This window comes from Pontibacter mangrovi, from assembly GCF_006385705.1.
Classification (GTDB): domain Bacteria; phylum Bacteroidota; class Bacteroidia; order Cytophagales; family Hymenobacteraceae; genus Pontibacter; species Pontibacter mangrovi.
Genome location: NZ_VFRQ01000007.1, coordinates 227,641 through 244,619 on the forward strand (window position 1 = coordinate 227,641; position 16,979 = coordinate 244,619).

The window sequence follows — 16,979 nt, forward strand, 5'->3', positions numbered from 1 at the left end:
TAAAAAAATAACAAAAACTAAAATTTCTACTTATATTGATTTAACAAAGATTTACACCACCTCCCGCTCCAGCCAATCCAGTCCTTCAGGCAGCTCCCGGTTATTAAACTCCAGGTGGATCACCCGTCGGTGCTTGTGGTTCTCCGTTTTGGAGGAGGCGTGTAGCGTTAGCGGCTTCATCAGGTGCACTCCTCCTTTCTGCACCTTACAGCACTTGCTCTCTGCGGTATTTCGAGTCTGGGCTATCTCCTCATCGGAAAGAATGCTGAAGTGGGTCTTCGGTATTACCTTCAGCGCTCCGTTCCCCTCATCCGTATCGTCCAAGTGAATGCGCACTGTGAAGGCACTCTGCAGGTACTCCAGTGGCGGACGCACGCTCACCAGCCCGGCTTTGTTAGTCCACCCGCTGAAGCCTTCTTTCTCCACCTTTTCTTTCACGTTAACCGGCACATCCTGGTGCCAGGTCACGTACCAGTTCGACCTGGGCGGTTTATCAAAGTAGATGGCCTTGGTCAGGAAGTAGTCGGCACCGAACCCTTCGCGTACCAGCGTGCATAGATTTGTATTAAAGAGCAGGTGCTTCAGGTGCGGGATCTCCTGCAGCAGACTTCGAATGGCAAAGAGATCCTCCGATCGCCTGAAGCGTTCCTCGTTCTCGGTGGCCCTGTTGATGGAGGAAAGGATCCTGCCCACCTCTTTGCTCGTGTAGAGGTTCTCCAGCACGGCATAGCCCCGGCGTTTGACTTTCGTGATGCTGTGCTCCAGCTCCGAGAGGTTCAGTTCCTTGTCGTACTGCTCGGCGGCATTGTGCATCTTCTCATGTATCCGGCGCTTGAGCTTGTGGGGCTTGAGCACCTTCACACAGTCCCCGAAGCCGAGGATCTCCCGCTCCAGCTCAAAATTGAGCTGCACCTGCAGGCGAATAATAATGCCATTGCCCAGCTGCTCTACCAGCTGCTGCGAATGGTGCAGGGGCTTGGTGAGCACGTAAGGCGCATTGTCCCGGTTCACAAACAGCTCCACCTCCTCCGGCCCGTCATTCGGATTCACCGATACGCCCACCACGTGCTCAAAGTACTCTGACAGGTTCAGCCCGTCATTCTCCAGGTAAGGCTCATGCGACTCCCCCACTTCCAGGATGCGGTCCAGGGCCAGGAGCAACACCGGCTGCCTTCGCTTTTTGATCCCCAGCACAAACCAGCGGTTTCGGTACTCTTTCAGAAAGTACGGGTGAAAGGTAAAAGCCTGCGCCTCCCGCGCCTTGAAAGACTGGTAACTCAGCTGCACCGGGCGCTTCTTGATGATGGCCTGGTAGAGCGTGTCGATGTGCTCCAGCCCTTTCAGTTTATCGTTCTTCTCCAGGTCGATTACCGGCGCCTGCTTGGTTTTGGCTGTATGAATACGGTCTTCCAGGCGCTGCACCATGCCGTTGAGTTCGTGGAAGTGAGTAAAGCCCTTGAACTGCCTGAGAATGCCCGCCACCTCGGTTAGCTTGCCCAGGTCCTGCTCGGTGAGCGGGATGTTGGTAATGGAGTACTCCGGGTCCTCGTAGGTATAGAACTTCTTATCCCTAATGATGATGGGTGCATTGTAACCCAGCTTATCGCTGCGCATTAACTGCAGGTCCATCTGAACTGTGCGGCGGCTCACGCCCTTGTCAATACCCTCGTACTCGTACAAGGCCTCCGAGCAGGCATCGATCAGGTCCTCCAGCGTCCACTTTCTGTACCTGTTGCGCAGACAGTTGTCGATGGTGCGGTAGCGGATGAGGGCGTTACGGTTTACGGGCATGGGCTAAATATATTTTTATGAAATATAGAAAATAATTTCTCCTGCGCAAAAACACTGCGCAGTGCCACTATACCTTTGGCACATAAACAACAAGGGCCATGCAGGAACAGATACGACAAAAGCTAAAAGAGATAGAGGCACAGTACGGGGTACAGATCCTCTTTGCCTCCGAGACCGGCAGCCGGGTCTGGGGCTTCCCCTCCCCCGACAGCGACTATGATGTGCGCTTCATCTACCATCATACCCGCGACTGGTACCTGAGCATAGACGAGCAGCGCGATACCATCGAGTACCTGTCGGGCGACCTGGACCTAGTGGGCTGGGACATCCGCAAAAGCCTGCGCCTGTTGCGCAAATCCAACATAGCGATGTTCGAGCGCCTGGCTTCTCCCATTATGTACCTGGAGCAGACAGATTTCCGGGAGCAGTTGCAGGCATTGGCACCAACTTATTTCTCCTGCCGCGCCGGACTGCACCACTACGCGAGCATGGCACGCAACTATTACAAAACCTGCGAGGCAGAAGACCAGGTGAAGCTGAAGAGCTACTTTTATTTGCTCCGCACCACCCTCTGCAGCCTTTGGACCGTGGAGCGGCAAGCTATACCACCGCTGGCTTTCCGGGAACTGCTGCCCCTGGTAACAGACCAGCGTATGCGCGACAAGATAGAAGAGCTGCTCGTGCTAAAAGCGCAGGTAGATGAGTCCTACCGTCACCCCAAGGAAGCAGAGCTGGAACTATACCTGAAGTGCACCCTCGATTACTGTGACACCCGAGCAAACGACTTTGAAAGAATCCAGGGCGAAACGGAGCCGCTGAACGATTTATTCAGAAAAACGATAGCATACCCATGGCACTAACCATAGAAGAACTGAAGGAAAAGAACCTGCTGCTGCTGGAGTGCATCAGCGGCAGCAGGGCCTATGGCCTGAGCACGCCTACTTCCGATACCGACATCCGCGGCGTGTTCGTGCTGCCGGAGAAGGATTACCTGGGCCTCCACTACGTGGAGCAGGTTAGCAACGAGAGCAATGACATCGTGTACTATGAGCTGCGGCGTTTTGTGGAGCTGCTCTCAAAGAACAACCCGAACATGCTTGAGCTGCTGGCCATGCCCGAAGACTGCATCCTTTATAAGCACCCGCTCTACGACAGGTTCAGGCCCGAAGATTTTCTTTCGAAGCTGTGCAGGACCACCTTCGCCGGCTACGCGCTTGCGCAGGTAAAGAAGGCACGGGGGCTGAAGAAAAAGATCGTGAACCCGGTAGAGCCGGAGCGCCGCTCAGTGCTGGATTTTTGCAATGTGGCGCAGGGCCAGGGATCAGTGCCGGTAAAAGAGTTTCTCGCGCAGCAGGGCCTCAGGCAGGAGGATTGTGGGCTGACCAACATTCCGCACATGCCCGACCTGTACGCGCTCTTCCACTCCCCCGGCACCAAACCCAAAGGCATTGTGCAGAGCGAGAAGGCTAACGACGTATCCCTGAGCTCTATTCCCAAAGGACTGCAGCCGCTGGCGGTGATGAGCTTTAACAAGAACGCCTACTCCACCTACTGCAAAGAATACAAGGAGTACTGGGAGTGGGTGGAAACGCGTAACGAGGCCCGCTATGAGAACACGCGCTCGCACGGCAAGAACTACGACGCCAAGAACCTGATGCACACCTTCCGCCTGCTTGACATGGCCGAGGAGATCGCCACGAAAAAGCAGGTCATCGTGCGCCGCCCTAACCGGGAGTTTCTGCTGCAGATAAAAGCAGGTGCTTTTGAGTATGCCGAGCTGCTGGCGATGGCCGAGGAACGCATCGCCGGAATGGATGAACTCTATGCGGCCTCAGACCTGCCGGAAGAGCCTGATTTGGAGCGGTTAAATGAGCTGCTGGTACAGGTTCGAAAAAGTTTTTACAAGAAAGTTTAACTGCGCAAAAAGGCTGCGCAATAGACCTATTCCTTTGTATCATCACAAAGAAACAAGACGATGAACACATGTACGCTTACAGGTAAAGACCTGCTTAAAATTGGGTTTAAGCCCGGAAAAGCCATCGGCACGGCCTTGTCCCTTATGGAAACAGCCTATCCGGAAATATCAAAAGAAGCGCAGCTTGCTCTACTTTCAAAGGTGCTTGCCTCGCCCTCCGATCACCTCGAGGATGAGCTGCTGGCACCACTCGCAGAAGCCTTACTACCACCCAGGCAGGAGGAGCTGATTCCGCTGCTCCCCCATGCAAAGGAGTATGTGATTTATGGGGCAGAAGGCATTGAAGCGGGTGCGCTCCGCCAGATGGATACGGCTATGCGCCTGCCTGTAGCGGTTGGTGGGGCCTTGATGCCGGATGCACACCAAGGGTATGGACTTCCGATCGGGGGCGTGCTGGCCACAAAAGATGCCGTGATTCCCTATGCCGTAGGGGTGGATATTGGCTGCCGCATGAGCATGAGCCTGTACGCCATTGATTCAGCTATTCTGACCAACCAGTCGGATCATATGAAGCGTATTTTGCTTGACAACACGCGCTTCGGTACGGCTACCTTCAAAAACCCAAAGGACCACGCCATCATGGACCGCCCTGAGTTTGCGGATATCCCTGTCGTGAAGAGCCTGAAAGACCGGGCGTATAGCCAGCTCGGGTCCTCGGGTGGCGGCAACCACTTTGTGGAGTTCGGCGTGGTGGAGCTGCATGATGCGAAAAACGAGTTCGGGCTACCGACCGGACATTACCTGGCGGCCCTCTCCCACTCCGGCTCCCGTGGTTTGGGTGCCAGCATTGCCGGCCATTATACCAAGCTTGCCATGCAGAATTGCCGCCTGCCACAGGAGGCACGGCACCTGGCCTGGCTGGATCTTAACACAGCGGAAGGACAAGAGTACTGGCTGGCGATGAACCTGGCTGGAGACTACGCATCGGCCTGTCATCACCAGATACATGAGCGGTTGGCACTGGCCTTAGGGGAACAGCCGCTGGCAGTAGTGGAGAACCACCACAACTTTGCCTGGAAAGAGAAAGACGCGGCCGGTAACGAGGTGATCGTACACCGCAAGGGCGCAACGCCGGCAGGTCAGGGCATGTTGGGTATTATACCTGGCTCTATGGCTACGCCGGGCTTTATTGTACGTGGTAAAGGCGAGGCAAACTCCCTGAACTCTGCCTCGCACGGAGCAGGCCGAGTAATGTCCCGGACCAAAGCCAAACAGACACTTTCGCTGCCACAGGTACAACAGTACCTGCAAGAGGCGGGTGTGGAAGTGATTGGATCGGGCATGGACGAAGCGCCTATGGTGTACAAGGACATCCGCCAGGTGATGCAATCACAGCAGGACTTGGTGGATGTGGTGGGAACCTTCACGCCGAAGATCGTCCGCATGTGCGGGGATGAGAAGTATATGGAGAGGGATTAGTGTAGGGAATAGGCTATAAAGTAATAAGCCCTTGCTTAAGGCAGGGGCTTATTACTTTAGAAAATATTGATAATCTCGATGAAATTGATCTATAAAATTGATGAACTCAATAAGACATTGCCTCTGCCTGAGGAGCAGGATATTGAGCACCAAATAAGTAGCTGATAGAGGCGAGAATTTTAGCAGCACTATATATAATAAGTTTTCCAATAGTTTTTTAGATACAAACAACAAATATTATCTTTAATATATATTGTTCCCAACATTTAGGGCGCTTAATAAAGGACATCCAATTATTAAATAAATATGACTGATATACCTGCAGAAAATATACCTATTGAAATCAGAAGTTATCTACTAGAAATAGCTCAAAGGTTATGGTCAGGTCATGCCGCTGTGATGGTAGGAGCGGGATTTAGCAAAAATGGATTGAAGAGCGACCCTACTAAACGAGATATTCCGAATTGGAACCAATTAGGTGATATCTTTTATGAGAAGATATATGGTTGTAAACCAAATATAGATCAACATTACTTAAATGTGATGAAATTGGCTAATGAAGTACAGGCTGCCTTTGGGCGACCTGTTCTAGATCAGATCATGAGAGAGTATATTCCTGACAAAGAGTATGAACCCTCATCTTTACATAGTCAATTACTAGAGTTACCTTGGACAGACATTTTCACAACTAACTATGATACTCTCTTAGAACGAGCTAGTGTAAATGTAATTAATCAGCGCTTTGATGTAGTTGTCAGCAAACAAGATCTCATTTATTCGAAAAAGCCAAGGATTATAAAATTACATGGAAGTTTTCCCTATGAGCGCCCCTTGATTGTCACAGAAGAAGATTATCGTACCTACCCCAATTTTTTTGCTCCCTTTGTCAATACAGTACAACAGTCATTATTAGAAAACACACTTTGCCTACTTGGGTTCTCAGGGGATGATCCTAATTTTTTACAATGGATAGGCTGGATCAATGATAATTTAGGCAGAGAAAACTCTCCTAAAATCTATTTAGTAGGTTTATTAGGATTATCTGATGCCCAGAAAAAACTTTTGGAGTCTAAAAATATTGTACTGGTTGATTTAGCTCTTTGTAAAGAGACAGAAGGTAGCCATAGCAAAGCGCTATCTATATTTTTGAATTTTCTTAAATCTGAGAAAAAAAAGGGTAATAATCTGGAATGGCCGGGTAATATAAAGTTCACGCCAAACCTTAATGATAACTTTGATTTCTTAACAATTATTGAAGAATGGAAGAGCGATAGGCTAAAATACCCTAATTGGTTAATTCTACCTGAAGAACAAAGGGAGGTGTTGTGGAAATCTACAGAGGGCTACATTAAAAAATTGTTCGAATTAGAGAAGGTAGATAATCTTACTGATCTAAACTTTTGTTATGAACTAAATTGGCGCCTTGAAAGATGTTTATGCCCACTCTTTAATGATTTAGTCCCTGTAATCGAGAGGGTTATCAATAAGTATGATCCAAAAATAGGCGAGAATACTACAAATCAAAATACATCTAGAAAAGAAGATTTAGTTTGGGATAATATAAAAAGTAAGTGGCTGGATTTACAGCTTTCATTACTTCGGTTCTACCGTGAAGAAAATATCAAGGAAAAGTGGGACAATACAACTCAATTACTAAATGGGTATTTTCAACATTTTTCTCCGGAACAAATAGCAAGATTTTATTATGAGCAATCGCTGTTTGAAATATTCCAATTAAATATTTATGAATTGCAACAAAAATTAGCCGAGTGGCCTCAAAATGTATCCTTACCCTATTGGGAGGCAAAACGTGCAGCGCTATTTGGTGAAATAGGTAAAGGAGAAGAAGCAGAAAAGGTTTTAGAAACCTCTCTCACTTTTATTCGAGCTCGTTTGAATCTTTCACCAGTTTTGAATGATTACACTTGGGTTTCTCAAGAAGCATATGTAATTGTATTATTAAAATACATTAGATCCTGCCTGAGATTTGCATCCACTGAATATAAATCTGAAAATGAAGAAGTTAAAAAATTAAACCAAGAACGTTTAAGTGATCTCGTTCAGTATAAATGTGATCCGTGGAATGAATTCAAGCTTTTTCGGATAAAGCTTGAGCAGGAACCTGTAAATAGACGCGAACAGAATAAAAAAAGGACTTTCGATATTGGCAGAACAACCACTACTTATAATCTTACTTACAATGAAAACGATACTTTTACAGCTTACTCTTTCTTACGCTTTGTAGAAGAGGCAGGTATTCCTTTTAGAGTGTCAAATGTTACCTATGAAAAGAAAACAGTAGAGGCTGCAGCTAGGAGAATATCTTTACATTCCCCAAACTGGGCATTAGCTGTCTTATTAAGGTTAGGAGACACCAAGGTTGTGGACAATATTTTCACAAGGCTATTTGTCTTCAAGATGAAGCCAGGAGAAGCTGACGAACTAATAGATCATTACATTTTGGCTTTTCATCAAATACAACAAAAGAAACTTTTCAACTTATCTTCTTCAATACCAGAGATACTATCTCGTCTTACTGTGAGATGCTCTGATCAGAGTAAGATCAAAATTCTTGAGTTCTTAAAGCAACTTTATCTATCGGACCAGAAAAGAAACTTTACAGGTATATCTAACTTGCTGAAAAGGGTACTAGCCTCAAGCTCTTCTGAATTACAGTCTAGCATACTTGTTTCTTTATTAGATTTTCCACTTCTGGACCAAGATCATATTGGATTCCCTGAACCCTTCTACTTTATAAATTTTGGTAGTGGAGAAATCGACTCAAGTAAAGTCAGAATAAAAAAAGATATTATAATTTCCCTATTAATAGAAACTTCCGAAGAGGGTTTTAAAAGGAAAATGGCGCTTCTCAGACTAGGCAAACTATATGAGTTAAAATTGCTTGATAAAAATCAGTCAAAATCTTTTGGTAAGGCTTTATGGATGTTTAAAGATGCAGAGTCTGAACTTCCAAGTGATTCACCTTTTTACTTAACTGCCTACCTGCATTTCCCCCATCCTAAAAACAACAATATAATAAACATCATTAAAAATTACATTCTACATCATCCATTCCCTTTAGAAAACACAGAGTCTAAAAAAGGTAAAGGTATTGCCATTACTAATGGTAATATTCAAATCTTAGAGGAAGTTAACAGAGGCTTATCAACGACCGAATTACAATGGTCTGATGAAGAGGTCTTAAGTCTATTTCATAAAATAGTGGAATGGTGGGAGTGCGACAAGAGCTATCTCAAAAAAGAAGACACTAACCCTTTATTCTCAATATCTGATGAATTCGTCGATAGGTTTGAACATATCAATACCATCATTGCGACTATAATTAAACTACACCACAAATCAATTATCAATAGTGGGAATCAAATTAACTTGGTCCAGCTTATTGATGACTTACAACGTCATCAAGTTTCCTACTTACTAGCAAAAACAGCATATACAGCCTTCTTCGGTAAAGACAAGAAAAGATTAATTAATGACATTGAGAGATCATTTGCATCCAAACAAGATCGTCTCCTCAATGATGCTGCAAAAGCTACTCTAAGCGTAGTTGAGTTTTATAAACTTGATTACATTTCTGATGCTGAAACGATAGATGTTCTGAGCATAATAAGCCATCAAATTAAGTGGCGTATATCAAGAACTTTGACTGTTTCACTAGAGATAATGAGCAATATATTAGATAAGTATCCTCAAATAATAAACGAAGGAATTCTGTCTGATTTGCTTGTAGGTCTTGAACATTTATTAAATGAAACTGACCTAAGAAATACCGCTGTAGATGAAAGCTCAGAAGAAAAATTGATCTTTAGGAAATATGGAACCCGTTTAGCTGCAAAGCTACAGAAGCATTATAATAAAGAAAATTTACCGCTCCCTCAAGTAGTTACTGATTGGCAGACAACTTGCCGCAATACTCAGGAGTTTGAGGACATAAAAAGAGAATGGGTACTTCTTTAGATTTTTAACAACATTAAATATACAATTAGCATTCGATAATTTCAGTACATATATAAACTGAAAAACTTTTTTCTCCTGCGCAAAAAGACTGCGCACTAGCCCTTGAACTTTGGTCTATCATTAAAGAAAAAGGCCATGAAGTTCAACTTTCTCACAAGCAAAAAGCACCAGACCACCAACCACGAAGGAGCGATGGCTTGGAAAATAGGACCAGCCGCCGAGCTGTATGCAGCCGTTGTTACGGCTTCGCTGAGCGACAACTTCTACGAGAGCGGCCAGCAGCGCCTGGAGCGCATCCGGGAACTGATCGTGCAGAACGATCCGGTGTTTGTGGCGAAGCTGGCTGTGTACGCCCGCACCCACATGCACCTGCGTAGCGTGCCGCTCGTGCTGGTGGTGGAGTTGGCCAAGGTGCACGCTGGCGACGACTTGGTGAGCCGCACCGTGGCCCGCGTGGTGCAGCGTGCCGATGAGATAACCGAGCTCCTGGCCTACTACAGCCTGAGCAACGGGCGCACCGGCACCAAAATGCTGGGCCGCCTCTCCAAGCAGCTGCAGAAAGGGCTGGCCGTGGCCTTTAACCGCTTCGATGAATACCAGTTTGCCAAGTATAACCGTGCCACCGAGGTGAAGCTGCGCGACGCGCTGTTCCTGGTACACCCCAGGTCCAAAGACGACACGCAGCGGGTGCTCTTCGACAGGATTGCCGCCGACACGCTGGCTATACCTTATACCTGGGAGACTGAGCTGTCGGAGCTGGGGCAGCAGGCTTTTGCAGATGCAGAAGCCAAAGCTACAGCAGTACGAGTTAAGTGGGAAGAGCTGATCGACAGCGGCCGGCTGGGCTACATGGCCCTACTGCGCAACTTGCGCAACATACTGCAGGCAGAAGTGTCGGCTTCTCACATGCAGCAGGTATGCGCTACCCTCTCCGATGCCCGCGCCGTGCAGCAGGCCAAACAGCTGCCCTTCCGCTTCCTGGCCGCTTACCGCGAGCTGCTGCAACTCAAGTCTGGCTATACCGCCATGGTGCTGGAGGCGCTCGAGCAGGCCGTGCAGGTGAGCGTGCAGAACATGCGAGGCTTCGATGAGACGGTGCGCGTAGTGGTTGCCTGCGATGTATCGGGCTCTATGCAACGCCCGATCTCCGCCAGAAGTAAAGTGCTCAACTACGACATCGGATTGATGCTGGGCATGCTGTTGCAGCACCGTTGCCGCAACGTGGTAACAGGAATGTTCGGTAATAGCTGGAAAGTAATAAACCTGCCGCAGCGCCAGGTACTGGCTAACGTGCTGGAGTTCCACCGCCGCGAGGGGGAGGTGGGCTACTCCACAAATGGTTACCTGGTGATCCGCGACCTGATCAATCGCCGGGTGCAGGCCGATAAGGTGATGCTCTTTACCGACTGTCAATTGTGGGACAATACCGGCTATCAACAAAGTCTTAGCGGGGAGTGGAAGAAGTATAAAGCCGTTGCGCCCAATGCCAGGCTATACCTCTTCGACCTGGCCGGCTATGGTAGTTCTCCTATCAACCTGGTGCGGGACGACGTGTTTCTCATCGCCGGCTGGAGCGACAAGGTGTTCGATGTGCTGGAGGCGATCGAGAACGGAGGAACGGCCCTGGAAGCCATCGAGGCAGTAGAACTTTAACATAAGTAAACAGGAGGTGCCGTAGGTGCGTGGTACTTCGGTGAAGTCTTAATCAGACGAGCAGGTTCAAATCCTGCAGGCTGCCAGCAGCCTTGTCACGGGCCGAATTTCGCCCTCCTGTTTTTAAATCAATAACGAGCAGTGCCGTAGGCAGGAATTACTTCGTCAGGGTGCTGGAGTTGCAGGTTCGAGTCCTGCTTCCTTGAAGCCGGCAAAGGCCTTGGAATGGTGAAAGGGTAACACGCCAGCGAGTACAATTAATAAGTCTCCGGCCGCCTGTCGCCCGCTTGTTTTAGCTATGGGAGTGGTGCCGTAGACAAGGGTTACTTCGTGTGTCGCAGGTTCGATTCCTGCCAGAGCCATTGGCTCTGTAGCTCAGCTGGTAGAGCAACGCCCTGCAAAGGGTTTATGTCGCCTGTCGCCCGCTTTTAAACAAATAGAGTGCCGTTAAATGGAGTTACTTCGCCTGTCCCGCAAAACAAAACTCTATTTGCCCATCGCCTCTATACTTACTGGAACAGGTGCCGTAGGCCAGCGTTACTTCGATTGCAATTCGGCAGGTCGTGGGTTCGAATCCCACCACCCGCAAGGGTGTAGCTCAGCTGGTAGAGCAGCATGTCGCTGGCCGCCTGCCGCCCTGTTCCTTTCTTATTACCTGAAGGTGCCCCTGGCCCGTAAGCCAGGGGTATTTCAGGAAAAGTTTTATATTGAGTGTAATCCATATCTCTAAAGAAGAGAAATCACATGATCTTAGAAATCACCACCACCCATACCCCGGCCACAGATTTGGGCTACCTGTTGCACAAGCACCCGGACAAGGTACAGTCCGTGGAACTGGCGGCGGGAAAGGCGCATATATTTTACCCCGAGGCCACAGCCGCGCGCTGCACCGCCTGTTTGATGCTTGACATCAACCCGGTCGACCTGGTGCGGGTGCGTAAAGGCACCTATGCCCTGCAGGACCAGTACGTGAACGACCGGCCCTATACCAGTAACTCTTTTCTGAGCTCGGCCATCTCCAAGGCCTTTGGCTCCGCGCTCAATGGCAGGTGCAACCACAGGCCGGGACTCCCCCAGACACCCATGCCCTTTACGTTGCGGCTCAGTTCGCTGCGCGTGGATGCAGAGCTGGAGGCCGTGGAGCGGCTCTTTGTGCCGCTGGATTATGAGCTGGAGGTAGAGACCATTCCGCTGGACACGGCATTTCCCACCTGGGGCCTGAGCAAGTACATCAACCTGACGCTGCACAAGACCTGCACGCTGCAGGAGCTGCTTTCGCATGTGTATGTGCTTATCCCGGTGCTCGACAACAGCCGGCACAGCTACGTCTCACAGTACGACATCGAGATACTCATGCAGAAAGGGCAGGGCTGGCTGGAGCAGCACCCGGAGCGGGACTGGATCACCCGCCGCTTCCTGCGTAACCTCCGCACCTATGCCAATGAGGCCATCCTACGGCTGGCGGGTGAAGAGGCCCTACCAAAGGATGAAAGCATGTCACCGTTCCAGGAGAGCCTGCACCAGCAGCGCCTGCGCCGTGCCTTTGAGCGCCTGAAAGAGAGCGGGACTGCAAGCGTACTAGACCTGGGCTGTGGTTCCGGTAAACTGCTCAAGCTATTACTCAAAGAAGGGCAGTTCCGCAGGATCGCCGGTATGGACGTTTCCTTCTCCGAGCTGCAGCTGGCTAAGGAACACCTGCACCTGGACGAGGCCTCCCCTGCCCTGCGCGAGCGGCTCTCGCTTTTCCAGGGAACGGTGACTTACCTGGACGAGCGACTGAAAGGCTACGATGCCGTGGCCATGGTTGAAGTGATCGAGCACCTGGATGAGGAGAGACTGCCGGCGATGGAGCGGGTCGTGTTCGGCTATGCTGCCCCCGATACGGTGGTGCTGTCTACGCCGAATGCCGAGTACAACGTGATCTATGAGAAGCTGGACCCGGAGGGCTTCCGCCACGAGGACCACCGCTTTGAGTGGACGCGTCAGGAATTCAATGCCTGGTGCCAGCATGTATGCCGCAGCTTTGGCTATGAGGTCACTACTGAATTGGTCGGCCCGGAAGAATCAGCCGTAGGCGCTCCCTCCCAACTAGCGGTATTTAAAAAGATGAAATTAGCATGAAAGAAATAAAATTACCTGAAATAGCCCTGGTCCTGCTGGTGGGGCCAAGCAGCTCTGGCAAGAGTACCTTTGCCCGAAAGCATTTCCTGGGTACGGAGGTCATTTCCTCCGACTATTGCCGCGCTTTGGTCTCAGACGATGAGAACGACCTGAGTGCCACCAGCGATGCCTTTGAGGTGCTGAACTTCCTGGCCGCCAAACGCCTGAAACTGGGCAAGCTGACGGTGATCGATGCGCTGAACCTGCATAAGGAAGACCGTGCCAAGCTCGTCAGGCTGGCCAAAGACAATTATGCCCTAGCTGCCGCAATCGTGCTGGAGACACCTATCAAGCAATTGTTTGAGCGGCACGAGGGGCGCATCGATCGCAACTTCAGTCGCCAGGTGATCGAGAAGCATTACGACATGTACCGCCGCACGCTCAAATCCATCAAGCGCGAAGGCTTCGGCTATACCTATATCGTGAACCCGGAAGAGGCATTACAAATCGTGCGCCAGCCGCTCTGGAATAATAAAAGGGAAGAAACAGGCCCATTTGACATCATTGGTGACGTGCACGGCTGTTTCGATGAGTTGCAGGAGCTTCTGACAAAGCTCGGCTATACTTTGAGCAACAGTGCTGACGGCCGTTATCATGTACAAGCACCTGCTGGCCGCAAGGCTATCTTCCTGGGCGACTTGACCGATCGCGGGCCCAAATCCCCCGATGTGCTGCGCCTGGTGATGGACATGGTCAGCAGCGGTACTGCCCTTTGTATCCGCGGCAACCACGACGATAAGCTGCTGCGTTACCTGCAGGGCAAGAATGTGAGCCTGGAGCACGGACTGGAGAAAACAGTGCAGCAACTGACTGCCACTTCTGATAATTTCAAAAGTGAAGTCCGGACATTCCTGGACGGCCTGATCGCGCACTATGTGCTGGATGAAGGGAAGCTGGTCGTGGCGCATGCCGGCCTGCCCGAGCAAATGCACGGAAGGGCCTCTTCTGCTGTAAGGGCCTTCTGCCTTTACGGGGAGACAACCGGAGAGGTGGATGAATTCGGATTGCCCGTTCGCCACGACTGGGCTAAGGGCTACCGCGGCAAGGCCAGCGTGGTCTACGGCCATACGCCGGTGCCGGGCATCGACTGGCTCAACAACACGCTCAACATCGACAATGGCTGCGTGTTCGGCGGCAGGCTCACTGCCTTGCGCTATCCGGAGCGGGAAACTTTATCGGTGGAAAGCCAGGCCGTATACGCTGAACCGGTAAGGCCTGTAATACCAGATACTGCAGAAGCAGGCACCACTCAGCAACTGGAGGACGACATGCTCGACATTAGCCTGGTACGGGAGAAGTACATCGTGGAGACAGGCGTGGGCAAGCGGATAATCGTGCGGGAGGAGAACGCCATCGCAGCCCTGGAGGTAATGAGCCGGTTTTCTATCGATCCGAAGTGGCTGGTATATCTCCCTCCCACCATGTCGCCTCCGGAAACCAGTGCATTACCCGAGTACCTGGAGCACCCGCTGGAAGTATTTGCCTATTACCGCAAACACGGCGTAAGGCAGCTCATTTGTGAAGAGAAGCACATGGGTTCCCGCGCAGTAGCCATCGTCTGCAAAGACCCGGAAGTGGCCGTTAGTCGCTTCGGCATGCAGCACCCAGCGCCTGGTATTATCTATACCCGCACGGGCCGTCGGTTCTTTACCGACATGGCCACAGGGGCTGCCTTCATGGAAGTGCTACAAAAAGCATTGACTGCAGCGGATTTCTGGGATGGCTTCGGCACCGACTGGGTGTGCCTGGACGGGGAGTTGTTACCCTGGTCGTCCAAGGCAAAGGACCTGATCGTGAATCAGTATGCGGCAGTTGGTTCCTCAGCCTTCAATAGCCTGGCACGGGCAGGCGAAGTACTGCAAAAGGCATTAGAACGCGGGCTGGAGGTAGACGATATACTGGAAAGTGTCAAGGAGCGGACCGAGGCCATTGACAAGTACATCACCTCCTACCATCACTATACCAGTGAAACAGAAGGGATTGAAGGAATGTCATTTGCTCCCTTCCACATTTTGGCCACAGAGGGAAAGGTGCATACAAACCAGCCGCATACCTGGCACATGGAGCAGATTAGCAACATTTGCGGTCAGGATGAGCGCTTCCTGCTAATGACCAGCCACCGCTTGGTGGACCTGGAGGATGAAGCCAGTGTCAGCGCCACTCTCAAGTGGTGGACGGAGCTCACAGCTGCCGGCGGGGAGGGCATGGTAGTCAAGCCGCTGGACTTTGTGCCTACCTTCCGGGACAGGCTGATTCAGCCGGCGATGAAGTGCCGCGGCAGCGAGTATCTGCGCATCATATACGGGCCGGAGTACGATCTAGGCGGCAACCTGGAGCGGCTCAAGCAGCGCCATGTAAAGGCCAAGCGGGAACTGGCCCTGCAGGAGTTTGCACTGGGACTCGAGTCGCTGGAACGCTTTGTGAAGCGGGAGCCGCTCAGGCGCGTACACGAGTGCGTGTTCGGTGTATTGGCACTAGAGAGCGAAGCAGTGGATCCGAGGCTGTAATTAAAACTCATGGGCTGAGGTATGTCAATGGGTAATTACCCATTGACATACCTCAGCCCATGTTAGACTTTCCTGCTCAAGGGCTATGGCCGACATGCTAAATCTTATTTAAATTTAGAAACAAAGGATTATATACCTGGCCTATGAATAGAAAAGTGATTACCCGGCAGGAACTGTACCAGCAGGTATGGTCCGAGCCGATTTCCTCTCTTTCAAAGAAGTACAACGTTTCAGACTATGAACTGCGGAAGCAATGTCTGGTTTAAGCCAAATTAAGCTTAGAGCAAGCTTATACCTACTACAATTAGTATATACTTATCTTTTAATTCTCGTATAACCCGGTATTGCCCCTAAGGGGACAGCTTTAGCTTTCCCCGGCACAGGTGAAAACTTATGCCTACATACCAGGCGTGACAGACAGTCCTGCCGAAGGAAGATTTGCAAAGGGAAACCAAAACGCCAAACGCGCTATGAAGCACCTAAAGAGGTTCCTGACCCGCCTGCAGACTTTTGCCCCCCGAATCACCCACAGGAAAGTGCGTCAAGGACACCCTGCGGGGACCAGGGAAGTGCAGGCTTACGACATCCGCCATGAGGCAAATTATGACGAGGCTTCCGCCTTCGAGAGCGAGCTCCGGCTGCTCTCCGAGCTGGCTGTCCTGGACCTCATTCCCCTGGACTCCCTCCAGCTGCGCCTGGCCCATGAGCTGCTCCAAACAGTTGAGGAGCGTTTTAAGATCTTCTGGGTAAACTACCACAACTACTCTTATGACCATCACTGGCAGGATCCCCCTTCAGGCTATCTTTTTATGGTCAGTCTGGATAAGCTGTTCGTTGTTCAGAACCTTAGGCCGCTACACGAGCATGTCCTGATCGAGGAGACCTTTGTCGAAGACCTGAGCGAGTCCGTGAGGCTCCGGGAGTCTTTGCTCGCTACCCTGCTGCAGCGCGTCAAAGGTCTGGTGTCCCCTGTGCAGGCCCAAGCTACAAATACGGTGGCTCCGCTGTCGGGAGAGCCGGTGCACAGCGTCCCGCGTTTTGTGGAGGGGATGGCCGAGGAGTTCTTCTACATACTCAAAGGCTACTTCTCCCCGCTGGATCAGGAGCAGCTGCTGCCCCTCCTGCGGGAGAACGCCCCTCCCGCCAGTACGCTTGTTTTCCACGGGAAAAGCAACCAGCTGGCCGACGCCTTCAAGCAGCTTTACGAAGCCAACCTCATCGTGGGCTGCCTCAAGGCGGACCTGGAGGCATGGATCTCCAGGCACTTCGCCTACGTGTTCCGCAAGCAGCAGCGCACACTGCCCCCCAGTTACCTGGCCGCCATCATCTCCTCCAATGCGAAGCCCTGCCAGTCCCCCATTTTAGACGTACGCAAACAACCAGGCGGCACCTACGCCGTTTTCCCGGTGCTCCGCACGCAGAAAAACTATAACTGCCAGTAGGAAAAAGCAAGGTTACAGGTTCTCCTTCTTGTAACCTTGTAAATAAAGCCGCTA

10 protein-coding genes are annotated in these 16,979 nt (G+C 50.6%); 9 read left to right on the forward strand and 1 reads right to left on the reverse strand.

All coding sequences use genetic code 11. The features are described from left to right. Positions 1-51: 51 nt before the first annotated feature. A complete protein-coding gene (locus FJM65_RS14480) occupies positions 52-1,791 on the reverse strand; it encodes a phytanoyl-CoA dioxygenase family protein (RefSeq protein ID WP_140622260.1) in 1,740 nt (579 codons plus the stop codon). 98 nt (positions 1,792-1,889) lie between these two features. On the opposite strand from FJM65_RS14480, the gene FJM65_RS14485 reads away from it, so the two are divergent. The 9 genes from FJM65_RS14485 (at position 1,890) to FJM65_RS14520 (ending at position 16,925) form a co-directional block, all read left to right on the forward strand. Next, entirely contained in the window at positions 1,890-2,651 is a 762-nt protein-coding gene (locus FJM65_RS14485) for a nucleotidyltransferase domain-containing protein (protein ID WP_140622261.1), read from the forward strand. Next, positions 2,642-3,706 (forward strand): nucleotidyltransferase domain-containing protein, encoded by a 1,065-nt coding sequence (locus FJM65_RS14490; RefSeq protein ID WP_140622262.1) that lies wholly within the window; start codon positions 2,642-2,644, stop codon positions 3,704-3,706. Before FJM65_RS14485 ends, FJM65_RS14490 begins: the two co-directional genes overlap by 10 nt. A gap of 60 nt (positions 3,707-3,766) precedes the next feature. After that, positions 3,767-5,185, forward strand: a complete 1,419-nt coding sequence (locus tag FJM65_RS14495) for an RtcB family protein (RefSeq protein WP_140622263.1) — start codon at positions 3,767-3,769, stop codon at positions 5,183-5,185. Between the two features lie 306 nt (positions 5,186-5,491). After that, positions 5,492-9,163 carry an anti-phage defense-associated sirtuin Dsr2 gene (gene dsr2, locus FJM65_RS14500; RefSeq protein WP_140622264.1) on the forward strand — a complete coding sequence of 1,224 codons (3,672 nt, stop codon included), beginning with the start codon at positions 5,492-5,494 and terminating at the stop codon, positions 9,161-9,163. A gap of 135 nt (positions 9,164-9,298) precedes the next feature. Further along, positions 9,299-10,816, forward strand: a complete 1,518-nt coding sequence (locus FJM65_RS14505; protein ID WP_140622265.1) for a TROVE domain-containing protein — start codon at positions 9,299-9,301, stop codon at positions 10,814-10,816. A gap of 744 nt (positions 10,817-11,560) precedes the next feature. After that, positions 11,561-12,937 carry a 3' terminal RNA ribose 2'-O-methyltransferase Hen1 gene (locus FJM65_RS14510; protein ID WP_140622266.1) on the forward strand — a complete coding sequence of 459 codons (1,377 nt, stop codon included), beginning with the start codon at positions 11,561-11,563 and terminating at the stop codon, positions 12,935-12,937. Continuing rightward, positions 12,934-15,483, forward strand: coding sequence for a polynucleotide kinase-phosphatase (locus FJM65_RS14515; protein ID WP_140622267.1), 2,550 nt, complete (start codon positions 12,934-12,936; stop codon positions 15,481-15,483). The genes FJM65_RS14510 and FJM65_RS14515 overlap by 4 nt, the downstream gene beginning before the upstream one ends. A gap of 143 nt (positions 15,484-15,626) precedes the next feature. Next, positions 15,627-15,749 carry a hypothetical protein gene (locus FJM65_RS21650; RefSeq protein ID WP_262710944.1) on the forward strand — a complete coding sequence of 41 codons (123 nt, stop codon included), beginning with the start codon at positions 15,627-15,629 and terminating at the stop codon, positions 15,747-15,749. 204 nt (positions 15,750-15,953) lie between these two features. After that, positions 15,954-16,925, forward strand: coding sequence for a hypothetical protein (locus FJM65_RS14520; protein ID WP_140622268.1), 972 nt, complete (start codon positions 15,954-15,956; stop codon positions 16,923-16,925). The last annotated feature ends 54 nt before the right edge of the window (positions 16,926-16,979 follow it).